The organism is Variovorax sp. V93 (genome assembly GCF_041154485.1).
Classification (GTDB): domain Bacteria; phylum Pseudomonadota; class Gammaproteobacteria; order Burkholderiales; family Burkholderiaceae_C; genus Variovorax; species Variovorax beijingensis_A.
Window position 1 is genome coordinate 1,246,243 of sequence record NZ_AP028669.1, and the last position, 23,260, is coordinate 1,269,502.

Genomic DNA, 23,260 nt, shown 5'->3' on the forward strand with positions numbered 1-23,260 from the left:
GCAGGAGCAAAGCAAGATGGCGCGACGCCGTTCCTTTCATCGTTCGCGCGCGGCGGCATGGCTGCTGGCGCTCGCGGCGGCGGGCTCGGCGCACGCCATGAGCATCCGCGAACTGCGCACGCTCGAAGCGAGCGAGAAGGACGGCAAGGCCTACGCGAGCTACTACCTCGTCGGCGTGCTCGAAGGCCTGCGCGAAGGGGTGGAAGCCTCGCAGCGCAACGGCCAGAAGCCGATCTTCTGCATCGAGGGCCGGCGCCTGGAGCCTTCGATGGCACGCTCCCTCTATCAAACCGAGCTGACCCGCAACGCCGACAGCTACGAAGCCGACATGCCGGTCCAACTGGTCATGGCCGGCGCCCTCCGAAACAGCTACCGCTGCACCCGATGACATCTTCTTCCCCCGCCGCCCGCCCGATCGACCGCATCCGCTCCGACGTGCAGTCCATGCACGCCTATGCAGTGCAGGACGCACGTGGCTTCGTCAAGCTCGACGCCATGGAAAACCCGTTCGGCCTGCCGTCCGCGCTGCAGGCCGAGCTTGGCGCGCGGCTCGGCGCGCTGGCGCTCAACCGCTATCCGGGCGAGCGCGGGGCCGACCTGCAGCGCGCACTGGCCGCGCACGCACAGATGCCCGAGGGCTTTTCGCTGATGCTGGGCAATGGCTCCGACGAACTGATCTCGCTGCTCGCCATCGCCTGCGACGTGCCTGGCGCCGCGGTGCTCGCGCCCGTTCCGGGCTTCGTGATGTACGCCATGAGCGCGAAGCTGCAGGGCCTGCGCTTCGTCGGCGTGCCGCTCACGGCCGATTTCGAGCTCGACGAGGCGGCCATGCTGTCGGCCATTGCGCGCGAGAAGCCGGCCATCGTGTACCTGGCGTATCCGAACAATCCCACCGCCAACCTCTGGGACGATGCTGCCATCGAGAAGATCGTGCAGGCCCAGGGCGAGCAGGGCGGCCTGGTGGTGATCGACGAGGCCTACCAGCCCTTTGCGGCCCGGAGCTACATCGACCGCCTCGCGCGGCATGGCCACGTGCTGCTGATGCGCACGCTCAGCAAGTTCGGCCTGGCCGGCATCCGCCTCGGCTACCTCATGGGCCCGGCCGCGCTGGTCGCCCAGATCGACAAGGTGCGCCCGCCCTACAACATCAGCGTGCTCAATTGCGAATGCGCACTGTTCGCGCTCGAGCACGCCGAGGTGTTCGAGGCCCAGGCGAGGCAGATCCGCGACGAGCGCCACCGCCTCATGATGGGGCTGGGCCGGCTTGCGGGCGTGAAGGCCTGGCCGAGCGACGCCAACATGATCCTCGTGCGCGTGCCCGATGCCGCCAAGGCCTTCGAGGGCATGAAGGCGCGCGGGATTCTTGTGAAGAACGTTTCTAAAATGCACGAACTGCTCGCAAACTGCCTGCGCCTCACCGTCGGAACGGCCGACGAGAATGCGCGGATGCTCGCGGCACTCGAAGCCTCACTATGACCACCCCCCAGACCGCCGATCGCACCGCATCGGTCACCCGCAACACCGCCGAGACGAAGATCACCGTCAGCGTCAACCTGGACGGCACCGGCAAGGCCAGGCTCTCCACGGGCATCGGCTTCTTCGACCACATGCTCGACCAGATCGCCCGCCATGGCCTGATCGACCTCGAGATCGACTGCCAGGGCGACCTGCACATCGACGGCCATCACACGGTGGAAGACGTGGGCATCACGCTGGGCCAGGCGGTGGCCAAGGCCGTGGGCGACAAGAAGGGCATCCGCCGCTACGGCCACGCCTATGTGCCGCTCGACGAGGCGCTGAGCCGCGTGGTCATCGACTTCTCGGGCCGCCCGGGCCTGGTGATGCACGTGCCGTTCACGAGCGGCATGATCGGCACCTTCGACAGCCAGCTCACCTACGAGTTCTTCCAGGGCTTCGTCAACCACGCCTTCGTCACGCTGCACATCGACAACCTCAAGGGCGTCAATGCGCACCACCAGTGCGAGACCGTGTTCAAGGCCTTTGCGCGCGCGATGCGCGGTGCGCTCGAACTCGATCCGCGCTCCGTCGGCGTCATTCCATCGACCAAGGGTTCGCTCTGAACATCCTCGTCGCCAAGCTATGAAATCTGTAGCAAATACCGTCGCCGTGGTCGACTACGGCATGGGCAACCTGCGCTCCGTCTCGCAGGCCGTGCAGCATGCGGCCGACCAGGTGGGCGTGCAGGTCTTCGTCACCTCCGACCCCGAGGTGGTGCGCAAGGCCACGCGCGTGGTGCTGCCGGGGCAGGGCGCCATGCCCGACTGCATGCGCGAACTGCACGACTCCGGCCTGCAGGAGTCGGTGCTCGAGGCGGCCGCGAGCAAGCCGCTCTTCGGCGTGTGCGTGGGCATGCAGATGCTGCTGTCGCGCAGCGACGAGGGCCCGACCGACGGGCTTGGCCTGATTCCGGGCGAGGTCGTCAAGTTTGACCTGGCCGGCCGGCTGCAGCCCGACGGCAGCCGCTTCAAGGTGCCGCAGATGGGCTGGAACCAAGTGCGCCAGGCCCGGCCGCACCCCGTGTGGGCGGGCGTTCCGGACATGAGCTACTTCTATTTCGTGCACAGCTTCTATGCGCGGCCGGCCGACATCCGGCACAGCGTGGGCGAGGCCGATTACGGCGCATGCTTTACCGCTGCCGTCGCACGCGATAACATTTTTGCCACCCAGTTCCACCCGGAGAAGAGTGCGGACCACGGGTTGCAGCTCTACCGAAATTTCCTCCACTGGAATCCCTGACCTTATATTCCCGCCCGGGCCGAACCTTCCTCAGCCCGGATTCCGCACACTCGCGTCACTTCCATGCTCCTCATTCCCGCCATTGATCTCAAAGACGGCCACTGCGTTCGCCTCAAGCAGGGCGACATGGACCAGTCCACCATCTTCAGCGAAGACCCCGCCGCCATGGCCCGCAAGTGGGTCGAAGCCGGCGCGCGGCGGCTGCACCTGGTCGACCTGAATGGCGCCTTTGCCGGCAAGCCGCAGAACCACGCGGCCATCAAGGCGATCCTGCGCGAGGTGGGCGACGACATTCCGGTGCAGCTGGGCGGCGGCATCCGCGACCTGGACACCATCGAGCGCTACATCGACGACGGCCTGCGCTACGTGATCATCGGCACCGCCGCGGTCAAGAACCCCGGCTTCCTGAAGGACGCCTGCGTGGCCTTTGGCGGCCACATCATCGTGGGGCTCGACGCCAAGGACGGCAAGGTGGCCACCGACGGCTGGAGCAAGCTCACGGGCCACGAGGTGGCCGACCTGGGCAAGAAGTTCGAGGATTACGGCGTCGAATCGATCATCTATACCGACATCGGCCGCGACGGCATGCTCTCGGGCATCAACATCGATGCCACCGTGAAGCTCGCGCAGGCCTTGACCATCCCGGTGATCGCCTCGGGCGGCCTGTCGAACATGGCCGACATCGACCAGCTCTGCGCGGTCGAGTCCGAAGGCGTCGAAGGCGTGATCTGCGGCCGGGCCATCTATTCGGGCGACCTCGATTTCGCCGCCGCGCAAGCCCGCGCGGACGAGCTGGCCGGCGCCTGAGGCACTTCCTTCCGTAGCGCGGCGTGCTCTCCGCGCTTGCCATTGCCAACTACCGCTCGCTGCGCCAGCTGACAGTGCCGCTCGGGCGGCTCACGGTGGTGACCGGGCCCAACGGCAGCGGCAAATCGAGCGTCTACCGCGCGATGCGGCTTCTGGCGGACATTGCCAACGGCGGCGTGATCCGGTCGCTGGTGCGCGAGGGCGGCCTCTCTTCCACCCTGTGGGCCGGGCCCGAGCGCTTTTCGGCCGCCATGCTGCGCGGCGATGCGCCGGTGCAGGGTACTACCCGCAGCGAGCCGGTTGCGCTGAAGCTGGGCTTCGCCGGCACCGAGGCCGATGAATTCGGCTATGCCATCGACATCGGCCTGCCGCCGCCGATTCCGGCAACGGCCTTCTCGCGCGACCCCGAGATCAAGCACGAAGCCATCTGGCACGGCGCGTTGCTGCGGCCCGCGGCGCAGCTGGTCGACCGCAAGGGCGCGTCACTGCGCCTGCGCGAGGGCAAGGGCTGGCAGGCCATCGGCCGGCCCATTCCCGCCTTCGCCAGCATGATGACCGAGTACGCCGATCCGCAAGCCGCGCCCGAGATGCTCGCGCTGCGCGAGCAGATGCGCTCCTGGCGCTTCTACGACCACTTCCGCTCCGACGCCGATGCGCCCGCGCGCCAGCCGCAGCTCGGCACCCGCACGCCGGTGCTCGCCAACGACGGCGCCGACCTGGCCGCGGCGCTGCAGACCATCCGCGAGATCGGCGACGGCGAGGCGCTCGACCGCGCCGTGGACGATGCCTTTCCGGGCGCGCGCGTCGAGGTGCGCGCGATCGAAGACCGCTTCGAGACGCTGATGCAGCAGCACGGCCTGTTGCGGCCGCTGACGGCGGCGGAGCTTTCGGACGGCACCTTGCGCTACCTGCTCTGGATTGCCGCGCTGCTGACACCGCGGCCGCCGGCGCTGCTGGTGCTCAACGAGCCCGAGACCAGCCTGCATCCCGACCTGCTGCCCGCGCTCGGCCGGCTGATCGCGCAGGCCGCGCGCGGGTCGCAAGTGATCGTGGTGTCGCATGCCGCGCGGCTGATCGCCGCCCTCGAGGACAGCGGCGAGCTGCAATCCGTGGTGCTCGAGAAGCGCTTCGGCGAAACCCGCATCGCCAATCTCGACATGAGCGAGATCCCGCATTGGGCGTGGCCGGCGCGCTGACCGCCCGGGTGGTTATTCCGCCTTCACCGCCATCGTCTGGATGATCGCCTGCAGCTGCGCGCTCATCGGCAGGTCGATGCTTTCTCCGGTGGGCAGCTTGCGCAGGAACCAGCGCTTGTACTGGCGCTCGATTTCGCCGTCCTGCGCCAGCACCTGGAAGGTGTCGTTGATCACCTTGCCCAATTGCGTATCGCCCTTGCGGTACATGATGCCGTAGGGATCGTAGGAGAGGTAGTCGCCGACCACTTCGTACTGGGCCTTGGCGGCTTCCCGCGCGATCAGGCCGTAGAGCAGCACGTCGTCGGTGGCAAAGGCGTCGGCCCGGCCGCTTTTCACCAGCCCGAAGGAGTCGGCATGGTCCCGCGCCACCCGCAGGTCGATATCGAGCCTGAACTTCTGCGACAGCTCGCGCAGCGTCTTCTCGTTGGTGGTGCCCGCGGTGACGGCCACCCGCTTGCCCGCCAGGTCGCGGAACGACCTGATCGGCGACCCCTTCTTCACCAGCACCTTGGTGCCAGAGACGAAGATGGTGGGCGAGAAGCTCACGCGCTTTTGCCGCTCGAGGTTGCTGGTGGTCGAGCCGCATTCGAGATCGACCGTGCCGCGCTCGACCGCATCCATGCGCGAATCGGAGGTCACCGGCACCCACTTGATCGCGAGGCTCTTGTTCACCGCCTCTTCAATGGCCGTGACCAATTCGCGGCAGAGCTCGATCGAATAGCCGACAGGCTCCTGGCGTGCATTGAGAAAGGAAAACGGCACCGATGACTCGCGGTAGCCGATGGCGATGGTGCCGCTCTCGCGCACCTTGGCGAGGGTGCCCGTCAAGGTCTCCGGGGCCTGCTGCTGCGCCCTGGCCGGGGTTGCCGCGCCAAGCGAAGCGGCCGCCAGCAGTCCGGCAAGAAGAAGCGACAGCGCGGCCTTGGCCTTCATGGCGAGCCTCATGCGTGGGCCGGATGGGCGAGGGTGGCTGCGGCTTCGGCGTCGAGTGCCTTGGCATTCACCGCCGCATCGCTCTCGGAGAGCAACTCGCCCTCCCACTTGGCGACCACGGCCGTGGCGATGGAGTTGCCCACCGCGTTGGTGGCCGAGCGCCCCATGTCCAGGAAAGTGTCGACGCCCAGGATCAGCAGCAGGCCGGCTTCCGGAATGTCGAAATGGTTGAGCGTGGCCGCAATCACCACCAGCGAGGCGCGCGGCACGCCGGCCATGCCCTTGGAGGTGAGCATCAGGATCAGCAGCATCGTGATCTGCGTGCTGATCGGCATGTGGATGTTGTAGGCCTGCGCGATGAAGAGCACCGCGAAGGTGCAGTACATCATCGAGCCGTCGAGGTTGAACGAATAGCCCATCGGCATCACGAAGCTCGAGATCTTGCGTCTCACGCCGAAACGGTCGAGCGCCTGCAGGATCTTCGGGTAGGCCGCTTCCGAACTCGCGGTGGCGAACGAAAGCAGGAAGGCTTCCTTGATGAGTGCCAGCAGCTTGAACACGCGCGGGCCCAGGAACGAAAAGCCCGCCAGAACCAGCACGCCCCACAGCACGAACAGGCCCAGGTAGAAGTCGCCCATGAAGACAGCGAACTTCAGCAGGATGCCCAGGCCGTTCGTCGCAACGGTGGCGGCCATGGCGGCCATGACGGCAAGGGGCGCCAGCTTCATCACGTAGCCTGTGATCTTGAGCATGGCGTGAGAGAGTTCGTCGATGGCGGCCACCAGCGTGCGGGCCTTGTCGCCGAGCGAAGCGAGCGCCACGCCGAAGAACATCGAGAACACCACGATCTGCAGGATCTCGTTGTTGGCCATGGCCTCGGCAAAGGACTTCGGCACCATGTGGCTCACGAAGTCCTTGAGCGTGAACTTCGCCGTCGCGAGGTTGGCCGAAGCGCCGATGTCCGGCAGCGGAAGGCCCAGGTTTTCGCCGGGCTTCAGCACATTGGCCATGACCAGGCCGATGACCAGCGAGATCAGCGAAGCGGTGAAGAACCATCCGAGCGACTTGCCGAACACGCGGCCCACCGACTTGGCGTCGCCCATGTGCGCGATGCCCACCACCAGCGTGGAGAACACCAGCGGGCCGATCAGCATCTTGATGAGGCGCAGAAACACGTCCGACACAATCGACACGTAGCCTGCGATCTGCGCTGCGGCCTTCTTGTCGGGAAAGCTCGTGAAGATCATGTAGCCGACAAGAATCCCGAGCACCATGGCGATCAGGATCCAGGCGGCGGCCGGCAGTTTTCTCTTCATGTGTGTCCCTTCGAGGTGTGTGTGGTTCTGGAGCGGGCGCGCATCGGCCGGCGCCCTGTTCTTGCGCGGCAGCGAAGGGTATCCAAGAAGGTCCCCTGCACGCAACCGGCACCGGTGCGGCGGCAATGAAGTCTTAAGTGTCCAATGCCAATTCCGTGCCACGGAATCTCCGCTGCCTACAATTCTCCAATGGATATCAGCTCGATCGAGTTTCGCGGCCAGCCCGCGCTGCGTGCCGCCGGCGCCGATGGCAGCACCTTCACCGTGTCTTTGCACGGGGCGCAGCTGCTTTCCTGGACCACGGCCGATGGGACGGAAAGGCTCTACCTGAGCCCCCGCGCGGTGTTCGACGGGCAGGCGGCAATCCGCGGCGGCGTGCCCATTTGCTGCCCCCAATTCAACCAGCGCGGCATGTTGCCCAAGCATGGATTCATGCGCAATCTGCCTTGGGAAAACAGAGGCATCGACGCCACATCGGGCGAACTAACCCTGCGGCTGCGCGACAGCGAGGCCACGCGCAAGCTCTGGCCGCACGCTTTCGAGGCGCGGCTGCAGATCGGCATGGCCGCGGGCCGGCTGCGCACCATGCTGACGCTGCTCAACACCGGCCATGGGCCGTTCAGCTTCGCCGCGGCGCTGCACACCTACCTGCGCGTCGGCGACATCGCGCAGGTGCGCCTCGAAGGCCTGCAGGGTGCCAACCGCTGGGATTCGCTGCGCGACGACCGCCATGTGGAAACGGCCCCGTCGTTGCATTTCGATGCCGAATTCGACAGCGTCTACGCCGCGCCCGCGAAGCCGCTGCGCCTGGTGCAGCCCGGCGGCACGCTCGAAATTGCGCAAAGCGCCAGCTGCAGCGAAACCGTGGTCTGGAACCCCGGTGCCGTGCTGGGTGCGAAACTCGCCGACATGCCCGAAGATGGCTACAGGCACATGCTCTGCGTGGAGGCCGCGCGCATCGACGAGCAGGTCATGCTCGTGCCCGGCGCCCAATGGCAGGGCTGGCAGCAGCTTCGCGTTCTCTGATTTCTTCCCTTACGACCGACCATGCTCGCAAAACGCATCATTCCCTGTCTCGACGTCACCGGCGGCCGCGTGGTCAAGGGCGTCAACTTTCTCGAACTGCGCGACGCCGGCGATCCGGTCGAGATTGCGGCGCGCTACAACGCGCAGGGTGCCGACGAACTCACCTTTCTCGACATCACGGCCACCAGCGACGGGCGCGACCTGATCCTGCCGATCATCGAGGCGGTGGCCTCGCAGGTCTTCATTCCATTGACGGTGGGCGGCGGCGTGCGCACCGTGGCCGACGTGCGCCGGCTGCTCAATGCGGGCGCCGACAAGACCAGCTTCAATTCGGCGGCCATTGCCGATCCGCAGGTGATCAACGACGCCTCCCAGAAGTACGGCTCGCAATGCATCGTCGTGGCCATCGATGCCAAGCGCCGCAGCCCCGAAGAAGCCGCCACGCGCGGCGCGGGCTGGGACGTGTACAGCCACGGCGGGCGCAAGAACACCGGCCTGGACGCCGTCGAATGGGCGACCGAGATGGTGCGCCGCGGCGCCGGCGAGATCCTGCTCACGAGCATGGACCGGGACGGCACCAGGAGCGGCTTCGATCTCGAACTCACCCGTGCGGTGAGCGACGCCGTCAATGTGCCGGTCATTGCCTCGGGCGGGGTGGGCAGCCTCGACGACCTGGCCGACGGCATCCAGGCCGGCGGGGCCGACGCGGTGCTGGCCGCCAGCATCTTCCACTACGGCGAGCACACCGTCGGCGAAGCGAAAGCCCGCATGGCCGCGCGGGGCATTCCCGTTCGGACCTGACCCGCTTCAGGGCCGCCCGGGCGGTGGGACAATACCCGCCATGAATTGGCTTGACGAAGTGAAATGGGACGCGAACGGGCTGGTGCCCGTGATCGCGCAGGAACAGGGCAGCAACGACGTGCTGATGTTCGCCTGGATGAACCGCGAGGCGCTCGAAAAGACCGCCGAGCTCGGGCGCGCCGTGTATTTCAGCCGCTCGCGCAACAAGCTCTGGTTCAAGGGCGAGGAATCGGGCCACGTGCAGACCGTGCACGAGATCCGCCTCGACTGCGACAACGACGTGGTGCTGCTCAAGGTCACCCAGCTCGGCCACGCGCCCGGCATTGCCTGCCACACCGGCCGCCACAGCTGCTTCTTCAGCAAATACGAGAAGGGCCAGTGGCACGTGGTCGAGCCGGTCTTGAAAGACCCGGAGTCGATCTACAAATGACGGCCACAGTGAACACCTCGGACGCCCTCGCACGCCTGGCCGCGGTCATCGAAAGCCGCCTGCCCGCGCGCGGCGGCGACCCCGACAAGAGCTACGTGGCGCGCCTGCTGCACAAGGGCCCCGATGCCTTCCTCAAGAAGATCGGCGAGGAAGCCACCGAGGTGGTCATGGCCGCCAAGGATGCCGACCATGGCGGCGACCGCACAAAAATAGTGAACGAAGTGGCCGACCTGTGGTTCCACACCATGGTGGCGCTGGCGCACTACGGTTTCTCGCCCGGCGAGGTGATCGCGGAGCTCGAGCGCCGCGAGGGCACCAGCGGCATCGAGGAAAAAGCCCTGCGCAAGGCGCAGGCCCGCGAGGCATCCAACGATTGAAAGGACGCGTCCCATGGCCAACGACATCGTGAACGTGGAGCCCGACGACTCGCTCAAGACCTGGGGCTGGGTCAGCTACATCCTGCACCTGATCGTGGCCATTGGCGCCGTCCTGCCGGGCGCGCAGGCCTCGGTGGCGCTGCTGCTGCTGGCGCTGCTGATCGATTTCATCAAGCGCGACGACGCAGCCGGCACCTGGCAGGCCACGCATTTCAGCTGGCGCATCCGCTCGGTGCTGTGGGCGGGCCTGCTGTACATCCTGACCTCGTGGCTCTGGCTGCTCTTTCTCGTGCCGGGCTGGATCGCCTGGAGCCTCATTTCGCTGTGGTTTCTCTACCGGATCGTGAAGGGCATGATCCGCATGAACGGCAGCCGTCCCATGGAACCCCAAGATGTCATCTGATCCGAACTGCGTCTTCTGCAAAATCATCGAAGGCAAGATTCCTTCGCGCAAGGTCTACGAGGACGACGAGCTGTTCGGCTTTCACGACATCTCCCCCTGGGCGCCGGTGCACTTCATGCTCGTGCCCAAGCGGCACATCGCCTCGATGGCGCAGCTCACCCCTGACGACGCCGCGCTGATGGGCCGGATCATGACGCTGGCACCCCGGCTCGCGCTGGAGCAGGGCTGCAGGCCCTATCCGGAGGGCGGCTACCGGGTCGTCGTCAACACCGGCGCCGAGGGTGGGCAGGAGGTCCACCATCTCCATGTCCACGTCATGGGCGGCCCCCGCCCGTGGCTGCGCGGCTGAATCCCATTAATCCGAACTGTCACATTCAGCCCGACTAAAATCGGACACATTCTTAGGAGTCTTCCATGGGTTCTTTTTCTATCTGGCACTGGCTGATCGTGCTGCTCGTCGTGGTCATGATCTTCGGCACCAAGAAGCTGCGGAACATGGGTTCCGACCTTGGTGGCGCCGTCAAGGGCTTCAAGGACGGCATGAAGGATGGCAGCACCACCGATGCACCCGCCGCTTCGTCGGCTCCTGCAGCGCAGGTGACCGGCCAGCCGGCCAACGGCGACAAGTCCACCATCGACGTCGAAGCGCGTCAGAAGTCCTGAGCGCGGGTCATAAGTGCTCGACCTCGGCATTGAGAAGCTGGCGCTCATCGGCGTCGTGGCTCTGATCGTCATCGGGCCGGAAAAACTGCCCCGGGTGGCGCGCACCGTCGGCACCCTGCTGGGCAAGGCGCAGCGCTACGTGAACGACGTCAAGGCTGAAGTCAACCGCTCGATGGAGCTGGACGAACTGCGCAAGATGAAGGGCACGGTGGAAGATGCCGCCCGGGACGTCGAGCAGAGCATCCACAGCGGCGCAAGCGAACTCGAGAAGCAGTTCTCCGGCTCGGGCGAAACGCTTTCGGCCCTGGCCGAACCCGAGCCCGCGGTGCCCGAATACAGGCATCCCCGCAAGAACTGGCGCCTGAAGCAGGGTGCCACGCCGCAGTGGTACAAGGCGCGCAACGGCGTGCGCACCAAGGCGCTCTCGGGGGCCGCGCGCGTCGCCCGCTTCCGTCCCCACAAGATCAACTAGCGGCTTTCCCACCAGCGCGTTCCTCGTGCGCCGCACGCCGGCCGAAGCCACGCTTTTCTCCTGCTTTTTCTCTTTCCAATGGCCGATTCCGACAACAAGAACAAAGACGCAGAAGACGAGCTGGCAGGCACCGAACAACCGTTCGTGCAGCATCTGGTCGAGTTGCGCGACCGGCTGCTCTACTGCGTCTACGGCCTGGCGGTCGCGGGCATCCTGCTGGCCATCTGGCCGGGACCGGGCGGGCTGATCGACCTGATCGCGATGCCGATCCGCGCGCACATGCCGCCGGACGCCAAGCTCATCGCCATCGGCGTGTTCTCGCCGTTCTTCGTGCCGCTCAAGGTGCTCATGATGACGGCGGTGCTGCTGGCGCTGCCCTGGCTCATGTACCAGGCCTGGATGTTCATTGCGCCGGGCCTCTACAGCCATGAAAAGCGCTTTGCGCTGCCGCTGATCTTTTTCGGCAGCCTGCTGGCCTATGCGGGCATCGCCTTCGTGCAGTTCTTCGTGCTGGACAAGATGTTCAGCTTCATCCAGAAGTTCACGCCGGCTGCGGTGGCAGCCACGCCCGACATCTCCTCGTATGTCGAAGCCATCCTCTCGCTCTACATCGCGTTCGGCGTGGCCTTCCAGGTGCCGATCGTCGTGATGCTGCTGGTGCGCTTCGAGATGGTCACCATCGAGAAGCTCAAGTCCTTCCGCGGCTACTTCATCGTGGTGGCCTTCGTGGTGGCCGCGGTGCTCACGCCGCCGGACGTGGTGTCGCAGCTCGCGCTGGCGGTGCCGATGTGCCTGCTCTACGAGGTCGGCATCATCGGCGCGCGCTATTTCGCGAGTACCGGCAAGAAATCCGAAGAGGAAGAGAAAAGCGCCGATTCCTCGGCGTCTTCCTGACCGGTCATTCGGGCTGGTTCGGCACCTGCCGCATCGGGCTCTTGGGCCGCAGGCCCGGCGTCACGTCCAGTTCCATCTTGTCGGTGCCGCGCTGCAGCGCGAAGCGCGTGGTGCTGCCGGGCTTGAGGCCGGCCACGGCGGTCAGCAGGGCCTGCACGTTGTCGGTCTTCTTTTCGCCGACCGAGGTGATCACGTCGCCCGGACGGATGCCGGCCTTGGCTGCGGGGCCGTTCTGCAGCACGCCGGTGATGATGACGCCGGCATCGGCCTTCACGCCGAAGGTTTCGGCCAGTTCGGGCGAGAGTTCGTTCGGCTCGACGCCGATCCATCCGCGGCGCACCTGGCCGTCCTTCACGATGCCTTCGAGCACGATCTTCGCCATGGAAACGGGAATCGCGAAGCCGATGCCCATGCTGCCGCCCGAGCGCGAATAGATGGCGGTGTTGACGCCTTGCAGGTTGCCGTTCACGTCGATCAGCGCGCCGCCCGAATTGCCGGGGTTGATGGCCGCGTCGGTCTGGATGAAGTTCTCGAAGTTGTTGATGCCGAGCTGGTTGCGCCCCAGCGCCGAGACGATGCCGCTGGTGACCGTCTGCCCCACGCCGAAGGGATTGCCGATGGCCAGCACCTGGTCGCCCACCTGGAGCTCGTCGGAATTGCCCAGCACGATCGCGGGCAGCTTGTCCATCTCGATCTTGAGCACGGCAAGGTCGGTGTCCGGGTCGGTGCCGATCACCTTGGCGCGCGTGTGGCGGCTGTCGTTGAGCGTGACCTCGATTTCGTCCGCGCCTTCGACCACGTGGTTGTTGGTCAGGATGTAGCCCTCGGCACTCACGATCACGCCGCTGCCCAGCCCGACCTGGGGCTGGTCGCCCTGGTCGCCGAAGAAAAAGCGGAACCACGGATCGTTGCTGCGGGGATGGCGCTGCGCGGCCTTGCTGGTGTTGATGCTCACGACAGCCGGCGAGGCTTTCTTTGCGGCCGCGCTCAGGCTGCCGGCCGCTGGCGCCGCGGGGACGCCCGCAGGTGCTTCGACGATCGACACCACGCCTCCCAGCGAGGTGGCGCGGCGGTTGATCCACTCGGGCTTGAGCGTGGCAACAACGAAATAGGCCGCCAAAAGGACGGTCACGGCTTGGGCAAAGAGCAGCCAGGTGCGTTTCATGAAGCTTGAGATAAAACGGGGGAACACGCCGTCCACGCGGCGCCAACGGGTCCATTGTCCCTCAACCCCATCCGCCAGAAACCGCGCGCTGCGGTCGAGAATGACAAAGGTCCGGTGCGCCAATAAGGGATAACCCTTAGCATCGCACAGGGAGCCCACACGGCTCCGAATTCCGGCCTTCCGCGCCGCCCACCCGGTGGGCGCGGCCTGGCGTTTCGCCGGCGCGCCGATTTTCCGCTTCCCATCCCTCGGCGGCCCGGCGCGCGGCAACGACCTCCCTGCCCGCAATGACTTCTCACGCAATCTCCCCGGACGGCACGCAGCCGGCGCCGGCGCGCACGCTCGGCGCGCGCGACTACAAGACCCTGGCCCTGTCCGCGCTCGGCGGAACGCTGGAGTTCTACGACTTCGTCATCTACGTGTTCTTCGCCACCGTGCTGGGTGCGCTTTTCTTTCCCGCCGACATGCCCGACTGGCTGCGGCAGCTCCAGACTTTCGGCATCTTCGCCGCCGGCTACCTGGCCCGCCCGGTGGGCGGCATCGTCATCGCGCATTTCGGCGACCTGCTCGGCCGCAAGCGCATGTTCACGCTGTCGATCTTCCTGATGGCGGCGCCCACGCTGGTCATCGGCCTTCTGCCCACCTACGCGAGCATCGGCATCGCCGCACCCTTGCTGCTGCTGGCCATGCGCGTGCTGCAGGGCGCGGCGATCGGCGGCGAAATGCCCGGTGCCTGGGTGTTCATCGGCGAGCACGTGCCGGCGCGGCGCTACGGTTTTGGCATCGGCATGCTGACCTCGGGCATCACGGGCGGCATCCTGCTGGGCTCGCTGGTCGCCGTGGCCATCAACCGCCACTATTCGCCGGCGGAGGTGAGCGGTTTTGCCTGGCGCATTCCCTTCGTGCTGGGCGGCGTGTTCGGCCTCGTCTCGGTGTACCTGCGCCGCTTCCTGCACGAGACGCCGGTCTTCAAGGAACTGGCAGACCGCAAGACCGTGGCGCGCGAGCTGCCGCTGCGCACCGTGCTGCGCGAGCACCGCGCGGCCAGTGTCTACGTGGCGCTGCTGACCTGGGTGCTGTCGGCCGCCATCGTGGTGGTGGTGCTGTACACGCCCACCTACCTGCAGAAGGTGCACCACATCCCGGCTGCGCTGGCGCTGGAAGCCAATGCACTCGCCACGCTGACGCTGACCATCGGCTGCATGCTGGTCGGCTGGGCCAGCGACCGCATCGGCACGCGCGCCGTGATGCTCGTCGGATGGGGCGGCCTGTTCGTGACGGCTTACCTTTTCTACACGGGGCTGCCCGGCACGCCGGCCACGCTGTTCTGGCATTACGGCCTGGTGGGATTGTTCGTGGGCACCATCGCCACCGTGCCGATTGCCGGCGTGCGCGCGTTTCCGGCGCCGGTGCGCTTCACGGGGCTTTCGTTCGCCTACAACATGTCGTATGCCGTGTTCGGCGGCCTCACGCCCGTGATCCTCACGCTCTGGCTGCAGCACGACACCATGGCGCCGGCGCATTACGTCGCCGTGCTGGCCGGGCTGGGTTTCGTGCTGGCCCTGTGGCCATTGGCGGCGCGCGGCCATGCGATGCGCGACGGCATCGGGAGCGCGACAATGGCGCGATGAGCACCACTCGCCATGAATTGCTGCATGCCTTCGACCTGCTCCTTGCGCCGTCGCGCTTCAAGGACTACGGACCCAATGGCCTGCAGGTCGAGGGCCGCACCGTGGTGCGGAAGATCGTCTCCGGCGTGACGGCGAGCCGCGCGCTCATCGAGGCCGCCATCCATGCCGAGGCCGACGCCATCTTCGTGCACCACGGCCTGTTCTGGCGCGGCCAGGACGGCTGCGTCACCGGCTGGATGAAGCAGCGCCTGGGCCTGCTGCTGGGCGACGACGTCAACCTCTTCGCCTACCACCTGCCGCTCGATGCGCATCCGGAGCTTGGCAACAACGCGCAGCTCGGCCTGCAGCTCGGCTTGCTCGCCCATGCGGGCTCGACGGGACGCTTCGGCGAGCAGGAGCTGGGCTTCCTCGGCGCGCGCAACAACGGGGAAGCCTTTGCCAGCGCCAAGGAACTGGCCGCGCATGCGGAGAAGGTGCTGCAGCGGCCCGTCACCCTGGTGGACACGGCGCATCGTCCGATCAAGAACATCGCCTGGTGCACGGGCGGCGCCCAGGGCTACTTCGAGGCAGCCATTGCGGCCGGGGCCGATGCCTTCATCACCGGCGAGATCTCCGAACCCCAGGCCCATTACGCCCGGGAGATGGGCGTCGCTTTCCTGGCCTGCGGCCACCATGCCACCGAGCGCTATGGCGCGCAGGCGGTGGCCGGGCACGTGGCGGCCCAGCTCGGGCTGAAGCACGAGTTCATCGACATCGACAATCCGGCATGAGCGGCCAGGCTCCCCTCGCTCCCGTCGCCATCACGCTGGGCGATCCCGCGGGCATCGGCCCGGAAATCATCGCCAAGGCTTTCCGCCAGGCGCCCGACGCCACGCGCGGTGCTTTCGTGGCCGGCGACGTGGCCGCGATGCGCCGGGCATCGCAGGCGCTGGCGTCGCCGGGGCAACCCGCCTGGCCGGTGGCGCAGATCGAACGCATTGCCGAAGCGGTCGAGATGCCGCCGGGCTGCATTCCGGTGCTGCAGGTGGTGGCGGCGCCGGCGCAAGACATCGTGCCGGGACGGATCGGCGCCGAAGCCGGCCGCGTGGCTGGCAACTGCGTGGTCTGGGCTGCACGCGCCGCATTGCGGGGCGAGATCGCCGCCATCGTCACGGCGCCGCTGCACAAGGAAGCACTGGCCGCGGCCGGGTTCCCCTATCCGGGCCACACCGAACTGCTGCAGGCCGAAGCCGCCGCGCACGCGGGCGTCGCGGTGGACGGCATGCCGGTGCGCATGATGCTGGCCAACGACGAGCTGCGCACCGTGCTGGTGAGCATCCACATGTCGCTGCGCGACGCCATCACGGCCGTGAGCTTCGGCAGCGTGCTGGAGACGCTGCGCATCACCCACCGCGCCTTGCAGCGCATGCTCGGGCGGGCGCCGCGCATCGGCGTGGCCGGCCTCAATCCGCATGCGGGCGAGGGCGGACTGTTCGGCTCCGAGGAGCGCGACATCATTGCACCGGCCATTGGGGCCGCCCAGGCCGAGGGCATCGACGCCCACGGGCCTTATGCGCCCGACACCGTCTTCATGCGTGCGCGCGCCAGGCCCGGCGTGCCGGGAAGCGGCGAGTTCGACGTGGTGATTGCGATGTACCACGACCAGGGCCTGATCCCGGTCAAGTACCTTGGCGTGGAGAAGGGCGTGAACGTGACGCTGGGCCTGCCGCTGGTGCGCACCAGCCCCGACCACGGCACCGCATTCGATATTGCGGGCACCGGCCGGGCCGATGCGTCGAGCCTCATCGAGGCGCTGCGCATGGCCAGAACCCTGGTGGGCGCCTGATCAGGAAGGCGCGCGGCGGCGGCTCAGGGGCGCTTCAGGCTGTCGCGGATTTCGCGCAGGAGGGCGATGTCCTCCGGCGGTGCCACCGGCGCCGCGGGCGCCTCCGCATGCGTCTTGCGCAGCTTGTTGATCTGCTTGACCATCATGAAGATGATGAAGGCAAGGATGACGAAGTTGACTGCGATGGTGATGAAGTTGCCATAGGCCAGCACCGGCACGCCGGCCTTCTTGAGGTCGGCCAGGTTGTTGGCGACACCCGGCGGCACGGTGCCCAGCACCACGTACAGGTTCGAGAAATCCAGCTTGCCGAACACCAGCCCGACGACCGGCATGATGATGTCGGCAACGATCGAGTCGACGATCTTCCCGAATGCCGCGCCAATGATCACGCCGACTGCGAGATCGATCACGTTGCCCTTGACGGCAAATTCCTTGAACTCACTGAGGATGCTCATGATTTCAATATGCTCCAGGAGCGCTGGTGTTGAAGGTGCCGCAAGTATGCCTTCGGAACGGCTCCGGCCGGCGATGGCGCACCAATAGAAAAGCGCACATATTTCACGTTAATGAATAATTTCTGGTTAATTGCCACCGGCTTCGGTGACAGCGGCTTCCTGTTGCCCACTGCATTGGGAATTGCAATTTGGCTTGCAATCGACCGCAGCACGCGCCCGGCGGCGGTGCGATGGGCGCTGCTATTCGGCGGTTGCGGTTTCATCGTGATGCTGTCCAAGCTCCTCTTCATGGGCTGGGGCATTGGCAGCGCCCATTTTGATTTCATCGGCTTCAGCGGGCATACCGCGCTGGCAACCAGCGTCTGGCCGGTCGTTTTCTGGCTGGCGGCGCGGCGCCGCGCACCAAACGTGCGCATGGTGGCTGCGGTATCGGGATGGGTATGGGGCGCCTTCATTGGTGTGTCGCGCCTGGCCCTCGAAGTTCACTCCACCGCAGAGGTCGTCACGGGGGCGATGCTTGGAACAGTTGTAAGCGCAAGCTTTTTGCTGTTGCATTGGCACCAGTCCATGTCGGTCAAAACACCACGCTGGCTCGCCTGGGCGATGGCGCTGCCGCTCCTCTTTTTCATAGTGGGGCGGCCTGCACCCACACAGGACGCGCTGGAGGCCCTCGCAGCGTGGATGGCGGGCATCGAGCGCCCTTTCACCCGAGCCGATCTCCTGCAGAACCGCAGGACCGTGCGTCAGCCTGCCAAAAGCACACAGTTTCTTACAAAAGAGCAAAGCTTTTCGGCGGGCGATTGACGCGGAAGATTTGTGGTCGGAGCGCCACAATTGCTCCGCGCAACCAGTTAATTGATAGTTCACATTTGCAAACTGCAAGACACAGCTGAAAGCGTGTCATCGACGCCCCTTTTCCCAATGAAAAAGGCGCTTCAGACATTGATCTCCGAGATAACCCCATCGAGTCCCGGGTTAATCCGCATATAGACACATTTTTTGCATCTATTGAACGGAAAAGGGTCAATGTGCGGGCAGCGACAATTCGTTCCGGCCCGCCTGTCCACGATGCGCGGGCTTTGCTTTGACAAACCGCGGCAAAAAAAGTCCCGCCCAATATCAACTGGGCTCGGGCCTTGCATATGAATCGCGGCTGCTGAAAACCAATTTGTGCAATGGGGATCAATTTGACACGCTTCGTGAACCCGAAGGGGTGGGGTTTTGCCCTAATGGGCGCGTTATTGCTGCAGGGCTGCGCACCGGGCTTCAATTCCGTGGGCGCCTACGAGGCGGACCAGAGCCTGCCGCCGGAGTTCCAGTACCTGCCGGCCGATGGTGCGCCGGATGGCGTCATCACGTCCATTTCGCCGGCCTTGATCCGCACGATGGCCGAGTCCCAGCCGGCAGCGGTTCCTGCGGAGGTAAAGGCGCTTTTCGGCGAATCGCCGGTCTACACCATCGGCCCGGGCGACGTCGTGGGCGTGATCGTCTATGACCATCCGGAACTGCTGCCGAATGCCGGTGCGGTGATCACGCAGCAGGCAGACCCGACGGGCATCAGCGTGGCGCCCGGCTTCATCGTCGGCGCGGACGGGCAGATCACATTCCCCTATATCGGCCGCGTCAAGCTCCAGGGGCTGACCGAAATCGAGGCCTCCGACCTCATCGCGGACCGCATCGCCACCTATATCAAGGCGCCGCAGGTCACGGTGCGCATCCAGTCCTTCCGAAGCCGCCGCGCCTTCGTCGAGGGCGAAGTGCGAAACCCGGGGCTGCAGATCTTCACCGACGTGCCGATGACGCTGGCCGAAGCCCTCAGCCGGGCCGGCGGCATCACCGCCAATGGCGACCGCTCGTTCGTGACGCTCACGCGCGGCGACAAGACCACGCTCATCAACCTGCCCAACCTGCAGGACCTGGGCGCGGACGCGAGCAGGATTCCGCTGCGCAACGGCGACGTGGTCCAGGTGCGGCACCGCGACGAGAGCAAGGTGTTCGTGATGGGCGAAATTGCCCGTCCGTCGGCGCTGCTCATGCACAACGGGCGACTCAGCCTCAACGAGGCGCTGGGCGAGGCCGGCGGCCCCAGCCTGACTTCGGCCAACACGGGCCAGATCTACGTCATCCGCAACAACGCGCGGGGCTTGCCGGCCATCTTCCACCTGAATGCCAAGAACCCGGCCGCGCTGGGCCTGGCCGAACGCTTCCCCCTGCAGCCGCGCGACGTCGTCTACATCGATTCGGTGCCGCTGGTTACCTGGAACCGCCTGGCCAGCCTGATCCTGCCGGCCGCGCAAGTGATCAACGCCGGCGACGAAGTCTGGAGCCGCCACAGATGAAATCGGTCCTGACAGTCTGCATCGGCAACATCTGCCGCAGCCCGATGGCGGAAGGCATCCTGGCCGCGGGCCTGCCGCATCTTCGCGTGGTGTCGGCCGGCACCGGCGCTCTCGTGGGCAAGCCGGCCGACGCGATGGCGCAGAAGCTCATGCAGGAGCGCGGCATCGACATTTCCGGCCACCTGGCGCAGCAGGTGAACCAGATGCTGTGCCGGCAGGCGGACCTGATCCTTGTCATGGACATGGCGCAGCGCCGCCATCTCGAGTCGGCCTACCCCTTCGTGCGCGGCAAGGTCTTTCGCATCGCCGAGGCCGCCAAGCAGGACGTGCCCGATCCCTACAAACAGGACGAGGCGGCCTTCGAGCATGCCCTGGCGCTCATCGACGTGGGAGCCAGGACATGGATCGACCGCATTTTGAAAATTACAAAACCTGAGCAGCAACCGACATGAACGCACCCCAGCAAGCCGCCCTGCCGATGCCCGCGCTGGAAGAGGAGAACGACGGGTTCAACTTCGTCGAGTACCTGGACATCCTGATCGACCACCGGTGGTTCATTGCCGTCGTGGTTGCCGTGGCCTTGCTGCTCGGCGCGGCCTACGCCCTTTTCGGGCAGCCGATGTACGAAACCAATGTGGCCGTGCAGGTCGAGGATTCCGGCAATTCGGCAGGCAGCTTCCTGGGCGATGCGGCGTCGTCGCTGCTGAGCGTGAAGACGCCGGCCGCGGGCGAGATCGAAATCATCAAGTCGCGCGCCATCCTCGGCCAGGCCGTGGAGAACACCAAGCTGTACATCAGCGCGCAGCCGCGCTATGCACCCATCGTGGGCAGTTGGCTCGCGCGGCGCGCCACCGAGCTGTCGGACCCGGGCTTCATGGGGCTTTCCGGCTACGTGACCGGGGCCGAGGCGATCATGGTTCCGCAGTTCGACGTGCCCGCGGATCTCGAAGCGAAGCAATTCATGCTGACTCTCGGGCCGGACAACCGCTACGAGCTGCTCGTTCCCAACGTCGACACCCCGCTCAAGGGCACCGTCGGAACCCCGCTCGTGGCCAACGTTCCGGGCGGCAGCCTCCGGCTGCTGGTCAGCTCCGTCAGCGCCAAGCCCGGCGCGCAGTTCCAGCTGGTCCGCAACTCCAGGCAACTGGCGCTGCTGTCGCTGCAGGACAACCTCAAGGTCGTCGAAAAAGGCAAGCAGTCCGGCGTTCTCGACGTCAGCCTGAAAAGCCCGAATCCGGAAAAGCTGACGCAGCTGCTCAATGAAATCGGGCGGCTCTATGTCCGCCAGAACATCGAGCGCAAGGCTGCCGAGGCCGAAAAGACCCTGGGCTTCCTGGACACCGCGCTGCCGCAATTCAAGAAGCAGCTCGAGCAGTCCGAAGACCTCTACAACCGCTATCGAAACGAGAACGGCACCGTCAGCCTCGATGACGAGGCCAAGAACGCGCTGGCCCAGACGGTCGACCTGCAATCCAAGCTGCTCGAAGCCGAACAGAAGCGGCGGGAACTTTCGGCACGCTTCACCGACAAGCACCCGAATCTCCAGACGCTGGACGCGCAGATTTCGGCCTGGCGCAGCCAGATCTCGGCGGTCGATTCGCGCATCCGGAAGATGCCGCTGCTGCAGCAGAACACCGTTCAGATGCAGCGCGACATCAAGGTCAACACCGACCTCTACGTATCGCTCCTGAACAGCTCGCTGCAGATGCGGCTGGCCAAGGAGGGCAAGGTCGGCAACGTGCGCCTGCTGGACGATGCCATCCTCCCCGAGGAGCCGGTCTGGCCCAAGCGGCCGCTGGTCATCGCCCTGGCCCTGCTGCTGGGCCTGGGGGCCGGCGTCGTGCTCGCGATTGCCAAGAACTCGCTGTTCGGCGGCATCCGCAATCCGAGCGAGATCGAGATGCACACGGGCCTCAACGTGTACAGCAGCATTCCGTTGAGCCCGGCCCAGCGGACGATCGACAAGAACATCGAGACCAAGGCGCCGGGGATGCACGTCCTTGCCCTCCAGCAATCGGAGGATCCCGCGGTCGAAAGCCTGCGCAGCCTGCGGACCGCATTGCAGTTCGCCATGCTGGAAGCGCCCAACAACCGCCTGCTCATTTCCGGCGCGACGCCGGGAGTCGGGAAGACCTTTGTCTCGGTCAATTTCGCGGCCATCACCGCGGCCTCGGGAAAGAAGGTCCTGCTGATCGACGCCGACCTGCGCAAGGGCCGGGTCAATCAATTCTTCTCCCTTTCCCGTTCGTCGGGCCTTTCGGAATTGATTGCCGGCACGCTGGGCATGGAAAAAGCCATTCGCTCGTCGATCCTGCCGAACCTGGACGTCATGACGACCGGGGTGCTGCCGCCCAATCCGGCGGAATTGCTCATGAGCGATTCTTTTTCCCAGATCCTGGAAAAGCTTTCGCCGGATTACGACCTTGTGATTATTGATACGGCGCCAGTGCTGGTGGCAGCGGACACCGCATCAGTGGCCCCGCTCGCGGGCTCTCTTCTCCTCGTGGCCCGGGCGGAAAAGACGCACCTGGGCGAATTGAACGAAAGCGTCAGAAGGCTGGCACACGCGGGCTGCTCGGCCAATGGCGTAATTTTGAATGCTATGGACTTATCCCGGCGCCATGCGGGCAGCAGCAGCTACAAATACGGCGGTTACCGTTACACACACTATAAATACAAAAACAACAGGGATACCACCTAGTCTGGCCGATGGTTTCTGAGAAAATTAAGTGACATTGTGATAATTATCACATCACGCACTAAATCGGTGCCTTCAATCAAACGCTAATAACAAAGGACTAGAGACAAGTGTGTCGCTCTTTTGTATTACGTATTTGGATCGCTCGGCCTGCGCATTGATTTTTCTGCGCTGCAACCTTCACGGCTTCCGTGCAAGGCCGTATTGGCCTGAAAACCAAGCCGCCACGTATCACTGAACCCGAAAGGGACAAGCACCTGCTTGTAAGACGAAAGGTTCTCCTGCAATGAGAGTTCTCAAGCTGCAAATTTGCCTCCGCTTCCAATGTGAGAAGGGCGCATTCCTATGACGAATTTCCGCCATGAAGAGTCGATGGCACCCGCAGGCGACGAAGCGATCGGCGCCATTGCGAATGACGTCGCATGGACGAGGGTGCAGCATCCCGCGATGCTGCGCGCCGGGAAAAGAGCGGTGGACGTTGCCGCTGCGCTGTTCTTTTTCTGCGCCTTCGGCTGGCTTTACGTCCTGATCGCCCTGGGCGTGTTCATCACTTCCGGAGCGCCTGTCCTGTATTCCCAGCCGCGCTTCGGGCGGGGAGGGCGCGTGTTCAAGTTCTACAAGTTCCGCTCGATGCTGCCGAACTCCGCCCAGATCCTCGAGGAGCATTTGCGGAACGACCCGGTCGCGCGCCAGCAGTGGGACGACTATCAAAAGCTCGAAAACGACCCGCGCATCACGCGCTTCGGCAAGTTCATCCGCAAGACCAGCCTGGACGAGCTGCCGCAGTTCTGGAATGTGCTCGTGGGCGACATGAGCCTGGTCGGACCCCGGCCGTGCATGCTCGACCAGAAGGTCCTGTACGGGGCGGACTGGTCGTTCTATTGCGCCGTCCGGCCCGGCATCACGGGCCTGTGGCAGGTCAGCGGGCGCAACCAGCTGAGCTACAAGAAACGCGTCGCGCTGGATGTCGCCTACGTCGAGACGCTCTCGGTCGGCCGGGACATCGGCATCTTCATCAGGACCATCTGGGTGGTCGCCGTGGGCCACGGGTCGCGATGAGCGGCCTGGCTTC

27 protein-coding genes are annotated in these 23,260 nt (G+C 65.5%); 23 read left to right on the forward strand and 4 right to left on the reverse strand.

The window, feature by feature from the left end; all coding sequences use genetic code 11:
- The first annotated feature begins 16 nt into the window (after positions 1 to 16).
- The 6 genes from ACAM54_RS05610 to ACAM54_RS05635 all read left to right on the forward strand — a co-directional run bounded on the left by ACAM54_RS05610 (position 17) and on the right by ACAM54_RS05635 (position 4,760).
- A complete protein-coding gene (locus ACAM54_RS05610) occupies positions 17 to 388 on the forward strand; it encodes a hypothetical protein (RefSeq protein ID WP_145741040.1) in 372 nt (123 codons plus the stop codon).
- Positions 385 to 1,476 carry a histidinol-phosphate transaminase gene (gene hisC / locus ACAM54_RS05615; protein WP_192323039.1) on the forward strand — a complete coding sequence of 364 codons (1,092 nt, stop codon included), beginning with the start codon at positions 385 to 387 and terminating at the stop codon, positions 1,474 to 1,476. Before ACAM54_RS05610 ends, hisC begins: the two co-directional genes overlap by 4 nt.
- Complete coding sequence (gene hisB, locus ACAM54_RS05620) at positions 1,473 to 2,081, forward strand: imidazoleglycerol-phosphate dehydratase HisB (RefSeq protein ID WP_012746317.1); 609 nt, start codon at positions 1,473 to 1,475, stop codon at positions 2,079 to 2,081. The genes hisC and hisB overlap by 4 nt, the downstream gene beginning before the upstream one ends.
- A gap of 19 nt (positions 2,082 to 2,100) precedes the next feature.
- On the forward strand, positions 2,101 to 2,757 hold the full coding sequence (gene hisH, locus ACAM54_RS05625) for an imidazole glycerol phosphate synthase subunit HisH (protein ID WP_192323038.1): 657 nt from the start codon (positions 2,101 to 2,103) through the stop codon (positions 2,755 to 2,757).
- Positions 2,758 to 2,820: 63 nt separating this feature from the next.
- Complete coding sequence (gene hisA, locus ACAM54_RS05630) at positions 2,821 to 3,564, forward strand: 1-(5-phosphoribosyl)-5-[(5-phosphoribosylamino)methylideneamino]imidazole-4-carboxamide isomerase (RefSeq protein ID WP_012746319.1); 744 nt, start codon at positions 2,821 to 2,823, stop codon at positions 3,562 to 3,564.
- 23 nt (positions 3,565 to 3,587) lie between these two features.
- Entirely contained in the window at positions 3,588 to 4,760 is a 1,173-nt protein-coding gene (locus tag ACAM54_RS05635) for an AAA family ATPase (protein WP_369650086.1), read from the forward strand.
- 12 nt (positions 4,761 to 4,772) lie between these two features.
- On the opposite strand, the gene ACAM54_RS05640 is transcribed toward ACAM54_RS05635, so the two are convergent.
- Positions 4,773 to 5,693, reverse strand: a complete 921-nt coding sequence (locus tag ACAM54_RS05640; RefSeq protein ID WP_369650087.1) for an amino acid ABC transporter substrate-binding protein — start codon at positions 5,691 to 5,693, stop codon at positions 4,773 to 4,775.
- 8 nt (positions 5,694 to 5,701) lie between these two features.
- Positions 5,702 to 7,009 (reverse strand): dicarboxylate/amino acid:cation symporter, encoded by a 1,308-nt coding sequence (locus ACAM54_RS05645; protein ID WP_145741068.1) that lies wholly within the window; start codon positions 7,007 to 7,009, stop codon positions 5,702 to 5,704.
- A gap of 189 nt (positions 7,010 to 7,198) precedes the next feature.
- Here ACAM54_RS05645 and ACAM54_RS05650 point away from each other — a divergent pair, with 189 nt between their 5' ends.
- From ACAM54_RS05650 to tatC, 9 genes are all read left to right on the forward strand, one after another.
- A complete protein-coding gene (locus ACAM54_RS05650; protein ID WP_209499897.1) occupies positions 7,199 to 8,035 on the forward strand; it encodes a D-hexose-6-phosphate mutarotase in 837 nt (278 codons plus the stop codon).
- A 21-nt stretch (positions 8,036 to 8,056) separates the two neighbouring features.
- Positions 8,057 to 8,836 (forward strand): imidazole glycerol phosphate synthase subunit HisF, encoded by a 780-nt coding sequence (gene hisF, locus ACAM54_RS05655; protein ID WP_145741072.1) that lies wholly within the window; start codon positions 8,057 to 8,059, stop codon positions 8,834 to 8,836.
- A gap of 31 nt (positions 8,837 to 8,867) precedes the next feature.
- Entirely contained in the window at positions 8,868 to 9,266 is a 399-nt protein-coding gene (hisI, locus tag ACAM54_RS05660) for a phosphoribosyl-AMP cyclohydrolase (protein ID WP_192323189.1), read from the forward strand.
- The gene (locus ACAM54_RS05665; RefSeq protein ID WP_012746326.1) at positions 9,263 to 9,643 is read left to right on the forward strand and encodes a phosphoribosyl-ATP diphosphatase; all 381 of its coding nucleotides are present in this window, start codon (positions 9,263 to 9,265) and stop codon (positions 9,641 to 9,643) included. Before hisI ends, ACAM54_RS05665 begins: the two co-directional genes overlap by 4 nt.
- A gap of 13 nt (positions 9,644 to 9,656) precedes the next feature.
- Positions 9,657 to 10,046, forward strand: a complete 390-nt coding sequence (locus ACAM54_RS05670; RefSeq protein ID WP_192323035.1) for a hypothetical protein — start codon at positions 9,657 to 9,659, stop codon at positions 10,044 to 10,046.
- Complete coding sequence (locus tag ACAM54_RS05675) at positions 10,036 to 10,395, forward strand: histidine triad nucleotide-binding protein (RefSeq protein WP_145741077.1); 360 nt, start codon at positions 10,036 to 10,038, stop codon at positions 10,393 to 10,395. Before ACAM54_RS05670 ends, ACAM54_RS05675 begins: the two co-directional genes overlap by 11 nt.
- Positions 10,396 to 10,460: 65 nt before the next feature.
- Positions 10,461 to 10,709 carry a Sec-independent protein translocase subunit TatA gene (gene tatA / locus ACAM54_RS05680; protein ID WP_369650088.1) on the forward strand — a complete coding sequence of 83 codons (249 nt, stop codon included), beginning with the start codon at positions 10,461 to 10,463 and terminating at the stop codon, positions 10,707 to 10,709.
- Positions 10,710 to 10,722: 13 nt separating this feature from the next.
- Positions 10,723 to 11,181: a Sec-independent protein translocase protein TatB gene (tatB, locus tag ACAM54_RS05685; RefSeq protein ID WP_124957405.1), complete on the forward strand. Its 459-nt coding sequence runs from the start codon at positions 10,723 to 10,725 to the stop codon at positions 11,179 to 11,181.
- A 78-nt stretch (positions 11,182 to 11,259) separates the two neighbouring features.
- Positions 11,260 to 12,075, forward strand: a complete 816-nt coding sequence (gene tatC / locus ACAM54_RS05690) for a twin-arginine translocase subunit TatC (RefSeq protein WP_145741079.1) — start codon at positions 11,260 to 11,262, stop codon at positions 12,073 to 12,075.
- A gap of 4 nt (positions 12,076 to 12,079) precedes the next feature.
- Here the strand turns inward: tatC and ACAM54_RS05695 are convergent, their stop codons facing one another.
- Positions 12,080 to 13,240, reverse strand: coding sequence for a S1C family serine protease (locus ACAM54_RS05695; protein WP_145741081.1), 1,161 nt, complete (start codon positions 13,238 to 13,240; stop codon positions 12,080 to 12,082).
- 287 nt (positions 13,241 to 13,527) lie between these two features.
- On the opposite strand from ACAM54_RS05695, the gene ACAM54_RS05700 reads away from it, so the two are divergent.
- Genes ACAM54_RS05700 through pdxA form a run of 3 tightly spaced genes read left to right on the forward strand, consistent with a single transcriptional unit; the run spans position 13,528 to position 16,696 of the window.
- Positions 13,528 to 14,871, forward strand: a complete 1,344-nt coding sequence (locus tag ACAM54_RS05700; RefSeq protein WP_369650089.1) for an MFS transporter — start codon at positions 13,528 to 13,530, stop codon at positions 14,869 to 14,871.
- Positions 14,868 to 15,641: a Nif3-like dinuclear metal center hexameric protein gene (locus tag ACAM54_RS05705; RefSeq protein ID WP_309933092.1), complete on the forward strand. Its 774-nt coding sequence runs from the start codon at positions 14,868 to 14,870 to the stop codon at positions 15,639 to 15,641. The genes ACAM54_RS05700 and ACAM54_RS05705 overlap by 4 nt, the downstream gene beginning before the upstream one ends.
- Entirely contained in the window at positions 15,638 to 16,696 is a 1,059-nt protein-coding gene (gene pdxA / locus ACAM54_RS05710) for a 4-hydroxythreonine-4-phosphate dehydrogenase PdxA (protein WP_369650090.1), read from the forward strand. The genes ACAM54_RS05705 and pdxA overlap by 4 nt, the downstream gene beginning before the upstream one ends.
- Before the next feature lie 23 nt (positions 16,697 to 16,719).
- On the opposite strand, the gene mscL is transcribed toward pdxA, so the two are convergent.
- Positions 16,720 to 17,151, reverse strand: coding sequence for a large conductance mechanosensitive channel protein MscL (gene mscL / locus ACAM54_RS05715; protein WP_192323031.1), 432 nt, complete (start codon positions 17,149 to 17,151; stop codon positions 16,720 to 16,722).
- 111 nt (positions 17,152 to 17,262) lie between these two features.
- Here mscL and ACAM54_RS05720 point away from each other — a divergent pair, with 111 nt between their 5' ends.
- From ACAM54_RS05720 to ACAM54_RS05740, 5 genes are all read left to right on the forward strand, one after another.
- The gene (locus ACAM54_RS05720; RefSeq protein WP_369650091.1) at positions 17,263 to 17,955 is read left to right on the forward strand and encodes a phosphatase PAP2 family protein; all 693 of its coding nucleotides are present in this window, start codon (positions 17,263 to 17,265) and stop codon (positions 17,953 to 17,955) included.
- Between the two features lie 371 nt (positions 17,956 to 18,326).
- Positions 18,327 to 19,490: a polysaccharide biosynthesis/export family protein gene (locus ACAM54_RS05725; RefSeq protein WP_192323029.1), complete on the forward strand. Its 1,164-nt coding sequence runs from the start codon at positions 18,327 to 18,329 to the stop codon at positions 19,488 to 19,490.
- Complete coding sequence (locus ACAM54_RS05730) at positions 19,487 to 19,942, forward strand: low molecular weight protein-tyrosine-phosphatase (RefSeq protein ID WP_145741094.1); 456 nt, start codon at positions 19,487 to 19,489, stop codon at positions 19,940 to 19,942. Before ACAM54_RS05725 ends, ACAM54_RS05730 begins: the two co-directional genes overlap by 4 nt.
- On the forward strand, positions 19,939 to 22,191 hold the full coding sequence (locus ACAM54_RS05735; protein ID WP_369650092.1) for a polysaccharide biosynthesis tyrosine autokinase: 2,253 nt from the start codon (positions 19,939 to 19,941) through the stop codon (positions 22,189 to 22,191). The genes ACAM54_RS05730 and ACAM54_RS05735 overlap by 4 nt, the downstream gene beginning before the upstream one ends.
- A gap of 342 nt (positions 22,192 to 22,533) precedes the next feature.
- Positions 22,534 to 23,247 (forward strand): sugar transferase, encoded by a 714-nt coding sequence (locus ACAM54_RS05740; protein ID WP_145741098.1) that lies wholly within the window; start codon positions 22,534 to 22,536, stop codon positions 23,245 to 23,247.
- The last annotated feature ends 13 nt before the right edge of the window (positions 23,248 to 23,260 follow it).